This window comes from Polaromonas sp. P3_B1 (assembly GCF_056402935.1).
In genome coordinates this window covers 1-18029 of the sequence record NZ_JBFUGK010000047.1, presented here as the reverse complement: position 1 = coordinate 18029, position 18029 = coordinate 1, and the positions used below count along the sequence as shown (strand labels likewise).

At 63.5% G+C, this 18029-nt stretch carries 16 protein-coding genes; 7 read left to right on the top strand and 9 right to left on the bottom strand.

The features are described 5' to 3' along the window. Positions 1–42 precede the first annotated feature (42 nt). The 4 genes from AC1DXS_RS21930 to AC1DXS_RS21915 all read right to left on the bottom strand — a co-directional run bounded on the left by AC1DXS_RS21930 (position 43) and on the right by AC1DXS_RS21915 (position 4972). Entirely contained in the window at positions 43–1965 is a 1923-nt protein-coding gene (locus tag AC1DXS_RS21930; RefSeq protein WP_477739573.1) for a PrkA family serine protein kinase, read from the bottom strand. A gap of 451 nt (positions 1966–2416) precedes the next feature. Continuing rightward, positions 2417–3364 carry a DMT family transporter gene (locus AC1DXS_RS21925; RefSeq protein ID WP_477739572.1) on the bottom strand — a complete coding sequence of 316 codons (948 nt, stop codon included), beginning with the start codon at positions 3362–3364 and terminating at the stop codon, positions 2417–2419. Continuing rightward, on the bottom strand, positions 3357–4337 hold the full coding sequence (gene dusA, locus AC1DXS_RS21920; RefSeq protein WP_477739595.1) for a tRNA dihydrouridine(20/20a) synthase DusA: 981 nt from the start codon (positions 4335–4337) through the stop codon (positions 3357–3359). Before dusA ends, AC1DXS_RS21925 begins: the two co-directional genes overlap by 8 nt. A gap of 149 nt (positions 4338–4486) precedes the next feature. Then, on the bottom strand, positions 4487–4972 hold the full coding sequence (locus tag AC1DXS_RS21915; RefSeq protein WP_477739571.1) for a hemerythrin domain-containing protein: 486 nt from the start codon (positions 4970–4972) through the stop codon (positions 4487–4489). 253 nt (positions 4973–5225) lie between these two features. On the opposite strand from AC1DXS_RS21915, the gene AC1DXS_RS21910 reads away from it, so the two are divergent. The 6 genes from AC1DXS_RS21910 to AC1DXS_RS21885 all read left to right on the top strand — a co-directional run bounded on the left by AC1DXS_RS21910 (position 5226) and on the right by AC1DXS_RS21885 (position 10393). Then, positions 5226–7052 (top strand): M14 family metallopeptidase, encoded by a 1827-nt coding sequence (locus tag AC1DXS_RS21910; RefSeq protein ID WP_477739570.1) that lies wholly within the window; start codon positions 5226–5228, stop codon positions 7050–7052. 294 nt (positions 7053–7346) lie between these two features. Further along, the gene (locus AC1DXS_RS21905) at positions 7347–7742 is read left to right on the top strand and encodes an RNA-binding protein (RefSeq protein ID WP_477739569.1); all 396 of its coding nucleotides are present in this window, start codon (positions 7347–7349) and stop codon (positions 7740–7742) included. A 58-nt stretch (positions 7743–7800) separates the two neighbouring features. Then, entirely contained in the window at positions 7801–8337 is a 537-nt protein-coding gene (locus AC1DXS_RS21900) for a cupin domain-containing protein (protein WP_477739568.1), read from the top strand. Positions 8338–8363: 26 nt separating this feature from the next. Then, on the top strand, positions 8364–9083 hold the full coding sequence (locus AC1DXS_RS21895; RefSeq protein WP_477739567.1) for a glutathione binding-like protein: 720 nt from the start codon (positions 8364–8366) through the stop codon (positions 9081–9083). Between the two features lie 30 nt (positions 9084–9113). Beyond that, the gene (locus tag AC1DXS_RS21890; RefSeq protein ID WP_477739566.1) at positions 9114–9740 is read left to right on the top strand and encodes a DsbA family protein; all 627 of its coding nucleotides are present in this window, start codon (positions 9114–9116) and stop codon (positions 9738–9740) included. Between the two features lie 35 nt (positions 9741–9775). Beyond that, positions 9776–10393: a DJ-1/PfpI family protein gene (locus AC1DXS_RS21885; protein ID WP_477739565.1), complete on the top strand. Its 618-nt coding sequence runs from the start codon at positions 9776–9778 to the stop codon at positions 10391–10393. Between the two features lie 4 nt (positions 10394–10397). On the opposite strand, the gene AC1DXS_RS21880 is transcribed toward AC1DXS_RS21885, so the two are convergent. Next, a complete protein-coding gene (locus AC1DXS_RS21880) occupies positions 10398–12107 on the bottom strand; it encodes a cation:proton antiporter domain-containing protein (RefSeq protein ID WP_477739564.1) in 1710 nt (569 codons plus the stop codon). Between the two features lie 265 nt (positions 12108–12372). Here AC1DXS_RS21880 and AC1DXS_RS21875 point away from each other — a divergent pair, with 265 nt between their 5' ends. Further along, complete coding sequence (locus tag AC1DXS_RS21875) at positions 12373–13215, top strand: hypothetical protein (RefSeq protein ID WP_477739563.1); 843 nt, start codon at positions 12373–12375, stop codon at positions 13213–13215. A 91-nt stretch (positions 13216–13306) separates the two neighbouring features. Here the strand turns inward: AC1DXS_RS21875 and phbB are convergent, their stop codons facing one another. The 4 genes from phbB to AC1DXS_RS21855 form a co-directional block, all read right to left on the bottom strand. Continuing rightward, positions 13307–14044: an acetoacetyl-CoA reductase gene (gene phbB / locus AC1DXS_RS21870; RefSeq protein ID WP_477739562.1), complete on the bottom strand. Its 738-nt coding sequence runs from the start codon at positions 14042–14044 to the stop codon at positions 13307–13309. Positions 14045–14163: 119 nt separating this feature from the next. Then, positions 14164–15342: an acetyl-CoA C-acetyltransferase gene (locus tag AC1DXS_RS21865; RefSeq protein ID WP_477739561.1), complete on the bottom strand. Its 1179-nt coding sequence runs from the start codon at positions 15340–15342 to the stop codon at positions 14164–14166. 70 nt (positions 15343–15412) lie between these two features. Beyond that, on the bottom strand, positions 15413–17173 hold the full coding sequence (phaC, locus tag AC1DXS_RS21860) for a class I poly(R)-hydroxyalkanoic acid synthase (RefSeq protein ID WP_477739560.1): 1761 nt from the start codon (positions 17171–17173) through the stop codon (positions 15413–15415). Between the two features lie 277 nt (positions 17174–17450). Next, positions 17451–18029, bottom strand: a 579-nt coding sequence (locus tag AC1DXS_RS21855; protein ID WP_477739559.1) for a purine nucleoside phosphorylase YfiH/LACC1 family protein, incomplete at its 5' end; no start/stop codon positions are given.

Here is an 18029-nt window from a genome sequence, read left to right as displayed (position 1 = left end):
ACGACACATTGCACATGGCACGCGCGGCGGCGCGCCGCGGCCTCAGGAACTCTTTCGTACCCGCAAGTACCAGTCGCACAGCAGGCGGACCTGCCGCGTGGTGTAACCCTTGGCGACCATGCGGTTGACGAAGTCCTCGTGCTTTTGCTGCTCGTCCGCGCTGGCCTTGGCATTGAAGGAGATCACCGGCAACAGGTCCTCGGTGTTGGAGAACATTTTTTTCTCGATCACGGTCCGCAGCTTTTCATAGCTGGTCCACAAGGGGTTCTTGCCGGCGTTGTTGGCCCGCGCGCGCAGCACAAAATTGACAATCTCGTTGCGGAAGTCTTTCGGATTGCTGATGCCGGCCGGCTTCTCGATTTTTTCGAGTTCGGCATTGAGCGCCGAGCGGTCGAAAATTTCCCCGGTATCGGTATCGCGGTACTCCTGGTCCTGGATCCAGAAGTCGGCATAGGTCACGTAGCGGTCGAAAATGTTCTGGCCGTATTCCGAATAGGACTCCAGGTAGGCCGTCTGGATTTCCTTGCCGATGAACTCGGCATAACGCATGGCCAGCACTTCCTTGATATAGGCCAGGTACTTCTGCTCGGTCTCCGGAGGGAACTGCTCGCGCTCAATTTGCTGCTCCAGAACATACATCAGGTGCACCGGGTTGGCCGCGATTTCGGTGGAGTCGAAGTTGAACACCTTGGACAGGATCTTGAACGCAAAACGCGTCGAGATCCCATTCATGCCCTCATCGACGCCCGCATAGTCGCGGTACTCCTGGTAGCTCTTGGCTTTCGGGTCGGTGTCCTTGAGATTTTCGCCGTCGTACACCTGCAGCTTGCTGAAAATGCTGGAGCTTTCGGGCTCTTTCAGCCGCGTCAGCACGGCAAACTGCGCCATCATCTTCAAGGTGCCGGGCGCGCAAACCGCTTCGTGCAGCGAAGAGTTGTGGATCAGCTTTTCATAGATCTTCACCTCTTCCGAAACACGCAGGCAATACGGAATCTTGACGATGTAGATCCGGTCCAGGAAGGCCTCGTTGTTCCGGTTGTTCTTGAACGCCTTCCATTCGCTTTCGTTGGAGTGCGCCATCACGATGCCGTCGAAGGGAATCGCGCCAAAGCCTTCGGTGCCCTTGAAGTTGCCTTCCTGGGTGGCGGTCAGCAGGGGGTGCAGCACCTTGATGGGCGCCTTGAACATCTCGACGAACTCCAGCAAGCCCTGGTTGGCCAGGCACAGGCCGCCGGAATAGCTGTAGGCATCCGGGTCGTCCTGCGCGTAGGTTTCCAGTTTGCGGATGTCGATCTTGCCGACCAGTGAGGAGATGTCCTGATTGTTTTCGTCGCCGGGCTCGGTCTTGGAAATCGCGCATTGCTTCAGAATCGAAGGGAAGCGCTTCACCACGCGAAAACGCCGGATGTCGCCGCCGTACTCTTCAAGCCGTTTGACAGCCCACGGCGACATCACCCGCTGCAGGTAGCGCGGCGCAATGCCGTACTGCGATTCGAGCAAGGGCGCGTCTTCGGCGTTGTTGAACAGGCTGAGCGGCGACTCATTGACCGGCGAGCCCTTCAAAGAATAAAACGGCACCTGCTCCATCAGCTGTTTCAGCCGTTCGGCGATGGATGATTTGCCGCCGCCCACCGGCCCCAGCAGATAGAGGATTTGTTTTTTCTCTTCCAGGCCCTGCGCGGCATGGCGGAAGTAGGAAACCACCTGTTCGATGGGATCCTCCAGGCCGTAAAAGTCGCGAAAGGCCGGGTAGATCTTGATGACCTTGTTGCCGAACAGGCGCGACAGGCGCTGCTCATGCCGCGTGTCGAGCAGCTCCGGCTCGCCGATGGCGGCGAGCATGCGTTCAGCCGCGGTGGCGTAAACAAGACGATCGCGTTTGCAGGCATCGAGGTAGTCCTCGATGGACAGTTCCTCTTCTCGCGTCTGTTCATAACGCGTCAGAAAATTACGGACGACATCCATAAATCCTCCTTTGCGCGCGAGACCCGAAGAACCCCGACTCGTGATGGAAATCTGCTCCAGATTCCGCGCTGTGCATCGAACTGTTGCTTCACACCAAGTGACTGATAGATCGCCGCCACAAGGGAAAGTTCCAACGAACATTCGACTTCATTATTTTCCAAATGCGCGAATAGGTACAGCGTATTTTTTAACGAATGCGAAAGATGTGTTCGTCCTTTGCACATGCAGGAAGCAGCGCGTTCCCGTCAGCCCCACCGTTGAACTTGCTATTTTTTCAATAGCGTGGTGCCTAACTATTCAAGCAGCTCAGGAGGTTTTTCCGAACAACGCAGCGCTTTCGCTGCGGTTCATCTGGAGGGCCGGCCGCCTTCAAAAGACAAAACTCATGCACACGCGTTGCACGAGCAGACAGCAGGCCGCAAGCTGAAATCGCCAACGCGTGTCGGGAATTTCAAGCGCCTTCTGTCAGTATCGGCCTTGAATGTTTTTTCGTCAGCCCTTTGCCGGCGCCCGTTACAAAAAAGACGCCAGGCAGTATCAATGCAGCACCCACAGCGTGGTGCCAACCCAACGGCTCGCCCAGCACACCCCACGCAGCAAGCCCTGCGTAAAGCGGCCCCAGGTAAAGCGACACCGCCACACGGCTGGCGCCCAGGATTTTTTGCGCCCAGCCGTAAATCCAGTAGGCGCCCAGCCCCGGCACTATCGCGGCCACCACGATCAACACCAACCCGTAGCCGCTCAGCGGCAGGGCATCGGCTCGTGACATTTCCCACAAAGTGAAGGGCAGCAGCACCAGAGTGCCACCCACACAGATGGCTGCCAGACGGGCCGTGGCACCCAGCGGGCTGGGCCACTGCTTTTGCAGCAAGGCGTAAGCCGCCCACGACACCGTAGCGGCCACGATCCACAAGTCTCCGGCGGAGAACTGCACGCCGGCCAGCGCGGTCCACTGGCCTTTGACCACCACGTGCACCACGCCCAGGATGGCCAGCAAGACGCCCAGGCCCTGGCGCAAGGCCAGGCGCTCGCCCAGCCAGATCACCGCGCCCAGGCCGATGAGCACCGGTGAAGCGGAATAGATGAGCGCGATGTTCATCGCGCCGGTGGAACGCGCGCCCTGGTAGACCCAGGCGCCACAGATCATCATGCCCAGGGTGCCCAGCACGATGTACTGCCACCACGCCCTGGCTATATGGCCGCGCTCGCGCCACAGCTCGGATCGGGTCAGCATCAGCAGCAAGAGTGCCGCCAGGCCCCAGCGGCCGAAAGCCAGCAGATAGGGACCGATCACGCCGGGCGCCTTGCGCGCCACGATGTAGTTGACCGTCCAGAGCGCAGGCACCAGCCAGAGCAAGGCCAGCGCGCGGCGCGCCTGTTTCTGCGCGGAATCAGGCATCGGCCATGGCGCTGGTGTCGGCAAGCGACGATGGGGACGAGGCCGGCATTTCATGCGCAAGCGCCATCACGGCATGCGGCGGCATGTCGCGCAGGCGATGGTCGCTCCAGACCTGGCGCCAGCGGCGCGCACCGGGCAGCCCATTGCGCAAACCCAGCATGTGGCGCGCAATGGCGCTTTTGGGCGTGCCGTGCTCGGCTGCCTCGCGGACCATGTAATCGCACATCTGGGCTTCGACGGTCTCACGGGTGGGCAGGGACTCGGCAGCGCCGAAGAAGGCGGCGTCCCAGGACGCCAGCCACCAGGGGTTGTGATAAGCCTCGCGGCCGATCATTACGCCGTCGAGCGCGGCCAGGTGCCCGGCCACCTCTTCCTGCGTGTTGATGCCGCCGTTGATGCAGATCACCAGTTGCGGGAACTCACGCTTGAGGCGATGCACAAGCTCATACCGCAGCGGCGGCACCTCGCGGTTTTCCTTGGGCGAAAGGCCCTTGAGCCAGGCGTTGCGCGCATGCACGATAAAAACCTTGCAGCCGGCCTCGCTGACCGTGCCCACAAAGTCGCGCACGAATTCGTAGCTTTCAGCCTTGTCGATGCCTATACGGTGCTTCACCGTGACCGGCACGTCGACCACGTCGACCATGGCTTTCACACAATCGGCCACCAGTTGCGGCTCGGCCATCAGGCAGGCGCCAAAAGCACCGCGCTGCACGCGTTCACTCGGGCAGCCGCAGTTAAGGTTGATTTCGTCATAACCCCATTGCTCGCCCAGCCTGGCGCACTGCGCCAGGTCGGCCGGCTCGCTGCCGCCAAGTTGCAAGGCCACGGGATGTTCTTCCGCATTGAAGCGCAGGTGGCGCTCCACGTCGCCGTGGATCAACGCACCCGTGGTCACCATCTCGGTGTAAAGCAAGGCATGGCGCGACAGCAACCGGTGAAAATGCCGGCAATGCCTGTCGGTCCAATCCATCATGGGGGCGACACTCAGCCGCCAGGGAGAGCTGGACGCGGAAAACGCGGAAACGCCGGCGGAGCGCTCAGGGGTAAACGGGGCAGACATGCCCCTATTTTCCCAGAAAGCACCCTGCCGGCGGTGGCGCGGGGTCTTGCGCCCGGGTAGCGTCAGACCTCAGCGGTCTTGAACTCTTCCATCAGCGCCAGTTTCCGCTGGCTGAGCTCTTCGGCCATGGCCACCAGATCTATGTCCGTCTTGCGGGCCTTGGGGAACATTTCCTCGCGCTCTTCCTTGACGTGGTGGTCTATGTATTCGCCCAGCACGGTGACCCGGGCGTCATACAGGTCGTCTTCGGGGTCCATGCCCGAGATTTGCGCAATCAGGTCCTTGGCCGTGCTGTGCTCCACCTCGGCCTCGTCCAGCAAGGGATCGTCGCTGAGGGCTGCGCGAATTTGCGGATAGAAAATTTCCTCTTCGATCTGCATGTGCACCGTCAACTCCTGGCAGATCCGGTCGGCGAGTTCACGCTTTTCTTCGGCCGGTGCGTTGCCTTCGCTCAGCTTTTTGTAGGCGGTGAAAAGCTTTTTGACGGCGATGTGGTCGGCGTCGAGCAGGTCGACGGCGTCATTCTTTTTGGGGGGTGCTTTGCTCATGGGGTTCCTCTTTGGGTTGGTCGTCGTTGATCGGCTTTGCAAATGAAAGCGGCCGCAAGGCCAGCCGCTGGAATCAATTTAGGTTGGCCACAGAGCCCCCGGTGTGGGACGCACCGGGAGTGTCATGTAGGAAAACACGAAGCAGTCCCAACACTGTGGCGCCGACGCAAACCGGGGTGCCGCCAGCCTTGCAGGGCGGGTAACATGGACAGTCCATCCACAGCATCTGGCCACGCTTGAGGCGCAGAAACCCATGACGACCACCCTGCCGCGAACCCTGACGACACAGCTCCCTGCCCCGCGTACCCGCCGGCACCTGCGCCCGCTGGTCCTGCTGGCGCCGCTGGCCCTGCTGGCCGCCTGCAGCTCCGTTCCGCTGCCGCCTTGGACACCGCCTTCTGCCCAGCCTGCCGCCGCGCCGGCCGCGCAGCGCCCTTCATCGCCGGTGATCCCGCCCAGCACCGTCCAGGTGACGCCCGTACCGGCAGCGCCGGCCGTACGGCCTTCTTCGCCCACGGGCCAGGCCGAGGCGCCCGCCCCCTATAGCGCCGCGGTGGCCGCCCGTTTCCCCGCGCCCGCGGTGATCTACAACACACCTGGCCTGCAGGCCGGCCGCAGCGCCTTCACCACCCAGTCTGAAATCCAGGCCTGGCTGCGAGACCAGGCAAGCGCCGCCACGCGCACGCCGGGCGTGAGGGCCAGCGTGCTGACGATAGGCCGCTCACAACGCGGCGAAGCGCTGGAGGCGCTGGTCCTGACCCGCGCGGGCGGCACCGACCCGGCCGTCATGCAGGCCGCCGGCAAACCCACGGTGCTGCTGGTCGGCCAGCAGCACGGCGACGAGCCGGCCGGCAGCGAGGCGCTGCTGGTGATTGCGCGGGAACTCGCCCAGGGCTTGCTGCAACCCGCGCTGGAGCGCATCAATGTGGTGATCGTTCCACGCGCCAATCCCGACGGCGGTGCCATCGACCAGCGCGCCACCAGCGGCGGACTGGACATGAACCGGGACCACCTGCTGCTCAACACACCGGAAGCCCAGGCGCTGRCACGGCTGGAGCGAGACTACAAACCGACCGTGGTGGTCGATGCCCACGAATACACAGTGGTGGGCCGCTACCTGCAGAAATTCGGCGCGGTGCAGAAGTTCGACGCACTGTTCCAGTACGCGACCACCGCCAACCTGCCCGAGTTTTTGACCAAGGCGGCCGAAGAGTGGTACCGGCGCCCGTTATTGGCCGCGCTCAAAGGCCAGAATCTCAGCAGCGAGTGGTACTACACCACTTCCGGCGACCTCGCCGATAAAAAAATCTCCATGGGCGGCACTCAGCCCGACACCGGCCGCAATGTGAACGGCCTGAAAAACGCCGTCAGCCTGCTGATAGAAACCCGCGGCGTCGGCATAGGCCGGCTGCACATCCAGCGTCGCGTTCACACCCAGGTCACGGCGATTACCAGCGTGCTGGCCAGCACGGCCCAGCGCGCCAACGAGCTGCAGCAGCTGCGCCCCTATCTCGACAAGGAAGTCAGCGGCCAGGCCTGCAAGGAGCAGGCCGTCGTCGAAGCCGGCCCCACCGCCGCCCAGTACGAACTGCTGATGCTGGACCCGGTTACCGGTGCCGACAAGGCCGTCAGCGTGGACTGGGATTCCGCGCTGGCGCTGCGCACCCTCAAGGCACGGGCCCGGCCTTGCGGCTACTGGCTGTCGGCAGCGTCCACTGTGGCCGTCGACCGGCTGCGCCTGCACGGCGTGCAGGTCATGCGTGTTGCCGAGCAGGGCTCCATGCTGGGCGACAGCTACCGAGAAACCGCCAGCACCTCGGGTGAACGCCAGGACGTGCGAGGCGCCATTGCCGACGGCAACGCCATCATCAAGGTGCAGGTCAGCCTGGCACGCGGCGTGGTCGACGCGCCCCGCGGCAGCTACTATGTGCCGCTCAACCAGCCCCTGGCCAACCTGGTGATGGCGGCCCTGGAGCCCGACACCCAGAGCAGCTTCTTCGCCAACCAGATCCTGCAAGGGCTGCAAAGCACGGTTCGGGTAATGGCGGACCCCTCCATCAAGCTTGAAGAGCTGAACTAGCAACTGGCCCCATCGAGCCTCCCAAGGCGGGTTGGGGACCTGTCTTCGCCAGCAAGGGCCGCGGGACGGGCCTTGGCCTGTCCTGAGCCTGCCGAAGGGCCAGGCCGCAGGCGCAGCGCCCCCATTCGTCAGGAAAGGGGCATCGCGCCGCAGGCTCGAAGTGAAAAGCGTGGGGGCTCCTCCTATCTTGACGTTCACGTCTGACAGGAACAGGATGTGATGGCTGACCGGAAATTGACAATTTCCGCGCCTTAATGATTCGTTGTTGCAACGCAATGCATGAAAGGACTCGCCATGAAGCACTTTGAACTGACCAAAAAAATGCTCAGTATGGGCGGTGTGTTTTATCCCACCGGCTACGCCTTCATCATGTTCCCGGACGCGGAGGATGCCAGGCACGTGGCCGATGAGCTGGAGGTGAGCAGCGACGGCGTCATGCTGCTGACGCCCGAAGAGATCATCGGGGAAATCAGCCGCGCGGATGGCCACTCCGATGTTCGCTTGCCACGCGTCGGCACCGAAGGCGCCACGGTTCACAAATACGTGGATCTCGCGCGCGAGGGCCATCACGCCCTGATGATTCCCGTGCCGAACAAAGAAGCCACGGAGCGCACCATGGAGGTGGTGCGCAAGGTGCCGTTCTCCTACGCGCAGAAGTACCACAGCCTGGCCATTGAAGACCTGGAATAGCAGCGGCGAAATCGCGCCAGCCCGCCGCAGGCCCGGGGTTTGAGGCAAACTGCGCCTCATGCCCCAGCCCAGCCATGCCAATCTCACCCCCACAACCCGCGCCCGGCAGCTGATTGAACAGCTGCAGCTGCAAGCCCACCCCGAGGGCGGCTGGTACCGCGAGGTGTTCCGCTCGGCGGGCCAGGTCATGCCGCAGGACGGCAGGCCTGCGCGCAGCGCCCTGACCTCGATTTACTTTTTGCTCGAAGCCGCGCAGCACTCGCGCTGGCATCGCGTGCTGTCCGACGAGGTATGGGTACACCTGGAGGGCGCACCTCTGGATCTTTGGACCTGGGACGCGGCGGACAGCCGACTGCACGGTACGCTCCTGGGCCCCGTTGGCGGCGCCACCCTTCCCCAGCAGGCCATAGCGGCCGGCCTCTGGCAAGCAGCCAGGCCCCGGGTCGGCGACGCCGCCGCAGGCACAGGCTTCACACTGGTAGCTTGCATGGTGGGTCCGGGCTTTGACTTCACCGACTTCCAGATGATGGCGCCAGGCGGCAGCGAAGCCCGGCGCATTGCCGCCGACCACCCGCAGCTGGCTCATCTGATTTAAAACATTTCACAAGCACGAGAATTCCCATGATCGACCTGCACTACTGGCCCACACCCAACGGATGGAAGATCTCCATCATGCTGGAGGAATGCGGCCTGCCCTACCGCCTGCAACCCGTCAACATCGGCAAGGGCGAACAATTCACGCCGGAGTTCCTGGCCATCAGCCCCAACAACCGCATGCCCGCCATCGTCGACCATGCGCCCCCAGGGGGCGGTGCGCCCGTGCCGGTATTTGAGAGCGGCGCCATCCTGCTCTACCTGGCCGAAAAAAGCGGGCGCTTCCTGCCCACAGGACTGCGCGAGCGCTACCAGGTGACGCAATGGCTGATGTGGCAAATGGGCGGGCTGGGGCCCATGGCGGGGCAGAACGGCCACTTTCTTTTGTACGCGCCCGACAAAATCCCTTACGCGATAGACCGCTACGGCAAGGAGGTGGACCGGCTTTACGGCGTGCTCGACGCACAGCTGGACCGCACGGGCGCGTTTGTGGCCGGCGCCGATTACTCCATCGCCGACATGGCCATCTTCCCCTGGGTGCGCACGCACAAAGCCCAGCAAGTCGACCTGCAAAAATTCCCGCATGTGCAGCGCTGGTACGACGCCTTGTTTGAAAGGCCGGCCGTCAAACGCGGGCTGGACCTGGGCAAGGAGCTGCGCGCGCCAGCCCTGACGGAGGAAGCGCGCAAAGCCCTGTTCGGGCAGACCGCGCAAAGCGTGCGCGACGGCGCGCACAAGGTGTCCTGACCTCCCCAGCAAAGACAAAGAGACAAACCCATGATTGAATTTTTCTTCGACTGCTCCAGTCCCTGGACCTATATCGCCTTTCGCAACATCCAGCCGCTGGCCTCCGAACTCCAGGAGACCATCGTCTGGAAACCGGTGCTGGTGGGCGGCATCTTCAACAGCGTCAACAAAGGCATTTATGCGGCGCGCGAAGACATGGACACGTCCAAAAACCGCTACATGCTCAAGGACGTGCGCGACAACGCGCGCGAGGCGGGCCTGACCATCGCCTTCCCGCCCAAGGTGTTCCCGGTCAACAGCGTCAAGGCGATGCGCGGCTGCCTCTGGATCGCGCAGGATGCCGCAGCCCAACCCCACTACCTCGCCTTTATCGAAGCCTGCTTCGCGGCCTACTTCACGCGTGAGGAAGACATCTCGCAGGACGAAGTACTGGGTGCGATTTGCCGGCAAGTGGGCATCGATGCCGAGGCCTTTATGGCGGGCATCGCCCGGCCCGACATCAAGGAGCAGCTCAAGGCCAACACCGATGAAGCCATACGCCGCGGCGCCTTCGGCTCGCCCACCTTTTTTGTGGGCGAAGACATGTACTTCGGCAACGACAGGCTGGCACTGGTGCGCTCGGCCGTGCTGCGGGCCAGGGCGACTGCGATTGGCTGACCTGAACCTCAACCCGGCACGGAGAAACCGCCACCATGCACATCGCCATCCTCACTTTTGAAGGCTTTAATGAACTTGACTCGCTGATCGCGCTCGGCATCCTCAACCGCGTCAAGAAGCCGGGTTGGCGGGTGTCAATCGCCAGCCCTTCGGCGCGCGTGAAGTCCATGAACGGCGTGGTGCTCGAGGCGCAGGCATCGCTGGCCGAGGCGAGCGCCGCCGACGCGGTCATCGTCGGTAGCGGCATGCGCACGCGCGAGGTGGTGGCCGATGCGGCCTTGATGGCGCAGCTGCGGCTGGACCCTTCGCGGCAGCTGCTGGGCGCGCAGTGCTCGGGCACGCTGGTGCTGGCGAAACTCGGGCTGGTTGCCGGTGTGCCGGCCTGCACCGACCTGACGACCAAACCCTGGGTGGAGGAAGCCGGTGTCACCGTGCTGAACCAGCCTTTTGTGGCCAAGGGCAATGTGGCGACGGCGGGCGGCTGCCTGGCCTCGCAATACCTGGCCGCCTGGGTCATTGCCCGCCTGGTGGGCCTGGCGGAGGCGCATGGCGCGATGCATTACGTCGCGCCCGTGGGAGAAAAAGAAGACTACGTCGCACGCGCGATGCGCAACATCAAGCCCTTCATCGACACGCCGCTCGCCACGGCCTGAGGCACTAGTGGCTTGCGCCCGGCGCCGCGGCCGCGCCGGAGCGCTCCAGCACATGGCGCGTCATGGACTGCGCCAGTTCATGCTCGCCAAGGAAGACCTTGCCGGCGTTTTCGCTGTCGAGCAGCCGCGCCTCGGTCTCGCTGTGGGTGCGCACCACGATTTCAATGGCCGGGTTGAGCGCCCGCGCCGTCGCCACCATCTGCCGAACGTCCAGCGTGTCGGGCGTGGCGATGACCAGCATGCGCGCCTGCGCGATGTGGGCCTGCACCATCACTTCGGCCTCCACCGCATCACCGGACACGGCCGCAGTGCCTTGCTCCCGCAGCCGCTCCACCGCCTCGCGGTTCTGCTCGGCCACCACGTAGGGGACGTGGTGGGCTTTGAGCGCTTCGGCAATGCGCCGCCCCACCCGGCCGTAACCCACCAGCACGACATGATGGGACAGATATTTCTCCTCGGTCGTGGCCGGCAGTTCGGCCGTGGGGTCGTCACGCGCTTCGAGCTTGCGCGCCAGCGGTGACTTGGCCAGTATCCATTTCTGCAGCGGCGCCACCGCCTTGAACACCAGCTCGTTCAGTGCAATCGAGATCAACGCGCCCGCCAGCACCAGGCTTTGGCCTTCAGCAGGCAACAAGCCCAGCGTAGCACCCAGCCCGATCAGGATGAAAGAGAACTCGCCGATCTGCGCCAGGCTGGCCGAGACCGTAAGCGCCGTGTTGAGCGGGTAGCGAAAAGCCAGCACCAGCACGCCGGCCGCCAGCGTCTTGCCGACGATGATGATGCCCACCACCGCCAGCACCTGCAGCGGCCGCTCCAGCAGCACCCAGGGATCGAACAACATGCCCACAGACACAAAGAACAGCACGGCGAAAGCGTCGCGCAGCGGCAGCGACTCTTCGGCGGCGCGGTGGCTGAACTCGGATTCGCGCATGACCATGCCGGCAAAAAAAGCGCCCAGCGCGAAAGACACGCCAAACAACGCCGTGGCGCCGAAGGCAATGCTCACGGCGGCTGCCACCACGCACAGCGTGAACAGCTCGCGCGAACCAGTGCGCTGCACCTGCCACAACACCCAGGGGAAAAAGCGCCGCCCGACCACCAGCATCAGGGCCACAAAGCCGCCCACTTGCAGCAGCGTGATGCCCAGCGTTTTCCACAGCGCGTTGACGTCGGCATCGACCTTGCCCGACAGCCAGCCGCCCAGCGGCGGCAACAACACCAGCACAAGGACCATGGCCAGGTCTTCGACGACCAGCCAGCCCACCGCGATGCGCCCGTTGACCGAATCGAGGATGCCGCGGCTTTCGAGCGCGCGCAGCAGCACCACGGTGCTGGCCACAGAAAGCGAGAGGCCGAACACCAGCGCGCCGCCCAGGTTCCAGCCCCACCAATGGGCCAGGCCCATGCCCAGCGCGGTGGCCACCGTCATCTGCACGACTGCGCCGGGCACGGCGATCTTGCGCACTGCCAACAGGTCGTCGAGCGAGAAATGCAAACCCACGCCGAACATCAACAGCATCACGCCGATCTCGGCGAGCTGGCTGGCAATCTCGGCGTCGGCCACAAAGCCGGGCGTGAAGGGTCCGATGATCACGCCCGCCAGCAGATAACCCACCAGCGCGGGCAAACGCAGCCGCACGGCAAGAAAGCCAAAGATCAAGGCCAGGCCCAGGCCGGCGGCGATGGTGCTGATCAGGGAGACGCTGTGGGGCATGCGGGAAGGATTCCTTTTAGAAAACGGTTAAGAGCCCATCAAGACTCCAAGGAAGGCCTGCGACGCAGCCCGGCAGGCGGGCTGTCCCCGTAGAACACGTTGATTTAATTTACTACAGTCGCCTGGGTGCTCACCCGCCAAGTCCCCACAGCTTTACAGGGTGTTTGCCGTGAGAGGCTCTGGCGGACCGCGGGCGAAGCCGGCAAACCCATCATCAAGGGTAAAACCAGGGGCCCGGCCGCACACCCCTGCCTACAATGGCCGCATGCCGAACCCCACGTCATCCGTCATGCGAAACCGGTGGATCGGCTACTGGTGGGCGCCGTTGACGCTGGTCGCCCTGGCGCTGGCGGTGATCGCCTACCTGCACCCCTACCAGCCGCTGGCGCTCTCGGATCTTTCGCCCCAGGTGGTCGCCAACGCGGCCGCGCTGGACGCTTCGTTCGGCAAACCCGTCACACGCTCATTCAAGTACGCCACCCGGCGCAGCTATTCCTCGCCGTCCGGCCAGCTGGAGGTGGAGATTCGCGTGACCCTGCAACCCATGGGCAGCGGCCTGGTCATGCGCCAGGACGACTGGTTCGACCTGGGGGGCCGCAGCGTGGTCTACCAGGAGCGCTACGTGCTGTTTCGCAACCTGTTTTCGGTGCACACACGAAGCAGGGAAGTCGCGCCGCTGGTGCACGATCTCATGGGCCGGGTCGGCTGGTACAACGACTCGGTGCAAGCCCTCAAAAGCACGCTGGAAGGCGGAACGCCCGACGCAGCCGCCTGGAAGCTGGATCTCACCATGGACAGGCTGTCCGACACCGACGGCAAGAGCCTGACGCTGCAGACCACGCGCTACCAGAGCAGCCGACACTGTGAACGCTCCGGGCAGGTGGACGGTGCGGCGATAGGCACCGGCTTCACCGGCTCCTACGCCAAGGTCAGTTGCACCAGCCATACCAGCGAGCAGTCCGCCGAGCGCCGCTCGGACTATGTCTGGCTGCCGGAGCACGGCATCTTCCTGTCGCTGGGATTCCAGCAAGCGGCGGAAACGGCCGAGAAGCCCGGCACCGTGCTGGACGTGAAGGGACGCTATGTTTCTTTCGAGCCCCTGCCCTGAGTTTTCCGCGTCCTTCCTTTTTTGCGCTGAGCCATAAAAAAACCCGCCAAGGCGGGTTTTTCAACAAGCGCGGCAAGCGCGCCAACGGCACTCAGCCCATGTGCAGGCCACCGTTGAGCGAGAAGTCTGCGCCAGTGGCATAGCCGCCTTCTTCGGACGCGATCCACGCAATGATGGAGGCGATTTCTTCGGGCTGGCCCAGGCGCTTGGCCGGCACACCCGCGACGATTTTTTCCAGCACGTCGGGGCGGATCGCCTTGACCATGTCGGTGCCGATATAGCCGGGGCTCACGGTGTTGACCGTCACGCCTTTGGACGCGACTTCCTGCGCCAGCGCCATGGTGAAGCCGTGCAGGCCGGCCTTGGCGGTGGAGTAGTTCACCTGGCCGAACTGGCCCTTCTGGCCGTTGACCGAGGAGATGTTGATGATGCGGCCGAAGCCCGCTTCAATCATGCCCTCGATGACCTGCTTGGTCACATTGAACATGCTGTTGAGGTTGGTGGAAATCACCGCATCCCAGTCGGCCTTGCTCATCTTGCGGAACTGGCCGTCGCGCGTGATGCCGGCGTTGTTGACCAGCACGGCCACCGGGCCGTGCTCGGCCTTGACTTTGTCGAAGGCCGCGACGGTGGAGTCCCAGTCGCCAACATTGCCCACCGAGGCGTAGAAAGTGTGGCCCAGGGCCTTCTGCTCATCGAGCCACTTGGCATAGTCGCGCGTGGGGCCGCAGCCCGCGATGACCGTGAAACCGTCTTTTGCCAGGCGCTGGCAGATGGCGGTTCCAATGCCGCCCATGCCGCCCGTGACGTACGCTACTTTTTTTGCCATTGCGATCTCCTTGATTGATTTTTTGAACTGTCTATAACTGTCTTAACTGCCTGAATACCGTTGCATGTCCCAACTTCCCATGCACGATATGTGCCGGTTGGGTCATTGTGACCTCAAGCTCAGCGCTCGAGGGTAAGGGCCACCCCCATGCCGCCGCCAATGCACAGGCTGGCGATGCCTTTTTTCGCGTCCCGGCGCGCCATCTCGTGCAGCAGCGTCACCAGAATGCGGCAACCGGACGCACCAATCGGGTGGCCGATGGCGATGGCGCCGCCGTTGACGTTGACCTTGCTGGTGTCCCAGCCCATTTCCTTGTTGACCGCGCAGGCCTGGGCCGCAAAGGCTTCATTGATTTCGAGCACGTCGAGGTCCTGGGGTTTCCAGCCCGCGCGCTGCAGCGCCTTGGTCGAGGCCGGCACCGGGCCCATCCCCATGTAGGCCGGGTCCAGGCCGGTCGTCGCGTAGCTGGCGATGCGCGCCAGCGGCTTCAAGCCCAACGCGGCGGCTTTCTTGGCCGTCATGACCATCACGGCGGCGGCGCCGTCGTTCAGGCCCGAGGCATTGCCGGCCGTCACGCCGCCGGCCTTGTCAAACGCCGGACGCAGGCCGGCCAGGCCTTCGGCGCTGGTCTTGCGGTTGATGAACTCGTCGGCGGCAAACACCACCGGGTCGCCCTTCTTCTGGGGAATGGTGATGGGGATGATTTCATCCTTGAACTTGCCGGCGTCCTGCGCGGCGGCGGCCTTGGTCTGGCTGGCCAGGGCCAGTGCGTCCTGCGCTTCGCGGTTGATCTCGTACTTCTTGGCCACGTTCTCGGCGGTGATGCCCATGTGGTACTGGTTGTAGACGTCCCACAGGCCGTCGACGATCATGGAGTCGACCATCTTCCAGTCGCCCATGCGCTGGCCGTCGCGCGAACCGTTGAGCACGTGCGGTGCGGCGCTCATGTTTTCCTGGCCGCCGGCAATCACGATTTCGCTGTCGCCCGTGGCCACGGCCTGGGCCGCCAGCATGACGGACTTCAGGCCCGAGCCGCAGACCGCGTTGATGGTCAGGCCCGGAATGCCGTTGGGAAAGCCGGCCTTGATGACGGCCTGGCGCGCCGGGTTCTGGCCGACACCGGCCGTGAGCACCTGGCCCATGATGACTTCGCCCAATTGGTCGGCGCTGAGGCCGGAGCGCTCCAGCACGCCCTTGATGACAGCCGCGCCGAGTTCGGTCGCGGAGATCTTGGCCAGCGAGCCGCCGAATTTGCCCACCGCGGTGCGGCCGGCTGCAACGATAACGATGTCTTCCATGGTGTTTCCCTTTTTGAAGTTTATGGAGTGGTTTTTAAAAAATAATGACGGCCTGCGCGCGGCGGGTATCTCAGGCCTTGGCCTTGACGTAGCGGCCCGGCGCGGGTTCTATGACGGGGTGCTTGCGGCTGCCGTAGGACTTGGGCGCGGCAACCTGCTTGCCGGCGTGGCCCTTGAGCCAGTCCGACCAGTCGGTCCACCAGCTACCGGGGTGCTCGGTCGCACCCTTGAGCCATTCGGCCTGGGTGGCGGGGAATTTGCCCTGAGGCAGTTTGTCGCGGGTCCAGTAGCTGCGTTTTTTCTTGGCCGGCGGGTTGATCACGCCTGCGATGTGGCCCGAGGCCCCCATCACGAAGCGCTTGGGGCCCGGCAGGTGCTGGGTGGAGGCGTAGGCGCCGCCTATCGGCACGATGTGGTCTTCACGCGAGCCATAGAGGTAAACCGGGATGTCGACCTTGCGCAAGTCGACCTTCTGCCCGCACACCACGGCCTTGCCGGGTTTGATGAGGTTGTTTTCGAAATAGGTGTTGCGCAAATACCAGGCGTAAAAAGGCCCGGGCAGGTTGGTGGAATCGCTGTTCCAGTAGAGCAGGTCAAAGGGTGGCGGTGTTTCGCCCTTGAGGTAGTTGCCCACCACATAATTCCAGACCAGGTCGTTGGGCCGCAGGAAGCTGAAGGTGGACGCCAGGTCCTGGCCCTTAAGCAAACCGCCCTGCCCCATCTCGGCCTCGCGGTACTTGACCGAGGTCTCGTCGATGAAGATGTCCAGGATGCCGGTGTCGCTGAAATCGAGGAAAGAGGTGAGCAAAGTGGCGCTGGCTACCGGCTTTTTGCCGCGCGCGGCCAGCACCGACAGCGCCGTGCCCAGGATGGTGCCGCCCACGCAAAAGCCCAGGGCGTTCAGCGTCTTGGCGCCGGTGATCTCCTGCACCACCTCGATGGCCTTGATGGCGGCATGCTCGATGTAATCGTCCCAGGTCTTGCCGGCCATGGACTCGTCGGGGTTGCGCCAGCTGACCACAAACGTGCGGTGGCCCTGGCTGACCGCATAGCGGATCAGCGAGTTCTCGGGCTGCAAATCAAGAATGTAGAACTTGTTGATGCAGGGCGGGATCAGCAGGAAAGGCTTTTCATAGACCTTGGCCGTGAGCGGTTTGTACTCGAGCAGCTGGAAGAATTCGTTCTCGAACACCACCGCGCCTTCGGTGGTGGCCACGTTCTTGCCGACTTCGAACACACGCTCGTCGGTCATGGACACATGGCCCTGCTTCATGTCGTGCAGCAGGTTGGTGAGGCCCTGGGCAATGCTTTCGCCCTGGCTCTGGATGGCTTTTTGCTGCGCCTCAGCGTTGAGCGCCAGGAAGTTGCTGGGGGCTGTGGCCGCCATCCATTGCTCGACGGCAAAGCGCACACGTGCGCGCGTCTTCGCGTCGGCCTGCACGGCTTCGGCCAGCTCCATCAGGGTGCGGGCGTTCAGCAGGTAAGTGGAGGCGGAAAATTTCGAGACCGGGTTGGCCTTCCAGGCTTCGTTTGAAAAGCGGCGGTCGGAGGCAACAAGGGAGTCTGCGCCGTCCTGCAGGCCCTGGTTCCAGAGCGCGGAGGCGTCCGCGATGTAGCGCTGTTGCAGTTCCTGGAGTTTGGCCGGGTCGAACTGCAATTGCGGCAGGCCTTGAAGGCCGTTCGCACCACTGGTGCCATTGGCGCCGTTGCCGAACCCAAAGCCCGCCGGCAGACCGGCGCCGGCCATTGCGCCCATGGCCTGTTGCAGGCCCGCGGCAAAGGTCTCTTGCATCTGACGGGCCGCCTGGGCCCGGTTTGCGTCAGAATTCATTTATCTCCCCGATCGTATTGAGTCTCGGTGACTCTTTGAGTACACCACCAGTATCGTAGGATTTGCTTTAAAAATTTCTGACTGCACGCACAGTTTCAAGTATTTATGTATTTGGTTGTCATCGCCTGGATTTACGTCGTGCTCATGATGAGCGTTGCTGAAGCTACAAACAGCAACGGCACGGTTCTGGGGGCACTGGTTACCTTTGTACTCTATGGACTGGGACCTGTGGCATTGGTGGTTTACCTGATGGGTGCGCCCGCGCGCAGCAAGGCGCTCAAAAAGCGCGCGGCGCAGGAACGCCTGCAGCAAACTGCAGCCGAAGACGCGGCCCGCGAGAAAGCGGCGCAAGCCCACATACCCGCCGCGCAAGAAACTCCCAAGAGCCCCTGAGGGCAGCGCTTCRGGCGCGCCAGATGCAGGCGGCCATGCGCCCCGTCGTGCCAAAGCCGTTGCCCGCCGGCCCAGCGTCGCGCCTGTGCGAGAAAAACCGCGCGGGATTGCGCACGGTGCACCAGGCATCGCTGCCGTCATTGCCATAGATGCGGGTAATGCCCAGCGCCTGCAAACGCAGTCGCGCCAGGCCCGGAAGGTCGGCCAGGTATTTGCCGGCGCCGGTGGGGGCAAACAGTCGGGCGGCCTCAGGCTGGACGGCTTCGAAGGCGGCCTTGACTTCGGCGCCAACCTCAAAAGCAGAAGGCCCTATGCAGGGGCCCAGCCATGCTAGGGTGCGGGCATCTGCTTTCATGGCTGCGTGAGTCGCTTCCAGCACGCCCTGCCCGCCCTGCCCAGCCAGTCCGCGCCAGCCCGCGTGCGCCGCAGCCACCACGGCACCGTCATCCGTCGCCAGCAGCAC

Coding starts and splice junctions, on each gene's coding strand:
- dusA (WP_477739595.1), bottom strand. CDS start 4,337: ATGATGGATTGGACCGACAGGCATTGCCGGCATTTTCACCGGTTGCTG.
- AC1DXS_RS21905 (WP_477739569.1), top strand. CDS start 7,347: ATGAAGCACTTTGAACTGACCAAAAAAATGCTCAGTATGGGCGGTGTG.
- AC1DXS_RS21885 (WP_477739565.1), top strand. CDS start 9,776: ATGCACATCGCCATCCTCACTTTTGAAGGCTTTAATGAACTTGACTCG.
- AC1DXS_RS21925 (WP_477739572.1), bottom strand. CDS start 3,364: ATGCCTGATTCCGCGCAGAAACAGGCGCGCCGCGCGCTGGCCTTGCTC.
- AC1DXS_RS21875 (WP_477739563.1), top strand. CDS start 12,373: ATGCCGAACCCCACGTCATCCGTCATGCGAAACCGGTGGATCGGCTAC.
- AC1DXS_RS21900 (WP_477739568.1), top strand. CDS start 7,801: ATGCCCCAGCCCAGCCATGCCAATCTCACCCCCACAACCCGCGCCCGG.
- phbB (WP_477739562.1), bottom strand. CDS start 14,044: ATGGCAAAAAAAGTAGCGTACGTCACGGGCGGCATGGGCGGCATTGGA.
- AC1DXS_RS21915 (WP_477739571.1), bottom strand. CDS start 4,972: ATGAGCAAAGCACCCCCCAAAAAGAATGACGCCGTCGACCTGCTCGAC.
- AC1DXS_RS21890 (WP_477739566.1), top strand. CDS start 9,114: ATGATTGAATTTTTCTTCGACTGCTCCAGTCCCTGGACCTATATCGCC.
- AC1DXS_RS21880 (WP_477739564.1), bottom strand. CDS start 12,107: ATGCCCCACAGCGTCTCCCTGATCAGCACCATCGCCGCCGGCCTGGGC.
- AC1DXS_RS21930 (WP_477739573.1), bottom strand. CDS start 1,965: ATGGATGTCGTCCGTAATTTTCTGACGCGTTATGAACAGACGCGAGAA.
- AC1DXS_RS21865 (WP_477739561.1), bottom strand. CDS start 15,342: ATGGAAGACATCGTTATCGTTGCAGCCGGCCGCACCGCGGTGGGCAAA.
- phaC (WP_477739560.1), bottom strand. CDS start 17,173: ATGAATTCTGACGCAAACCGGGCCCAGGCGGCCCGTCAGATGCAAGAG.
- AC1DXS_RS21895 (WP_477739567.1), top strand. CDS start 8,364: ATGATCGACCTGCACTACTGGCCCACACCCAACGGATGGAAGATCTCC.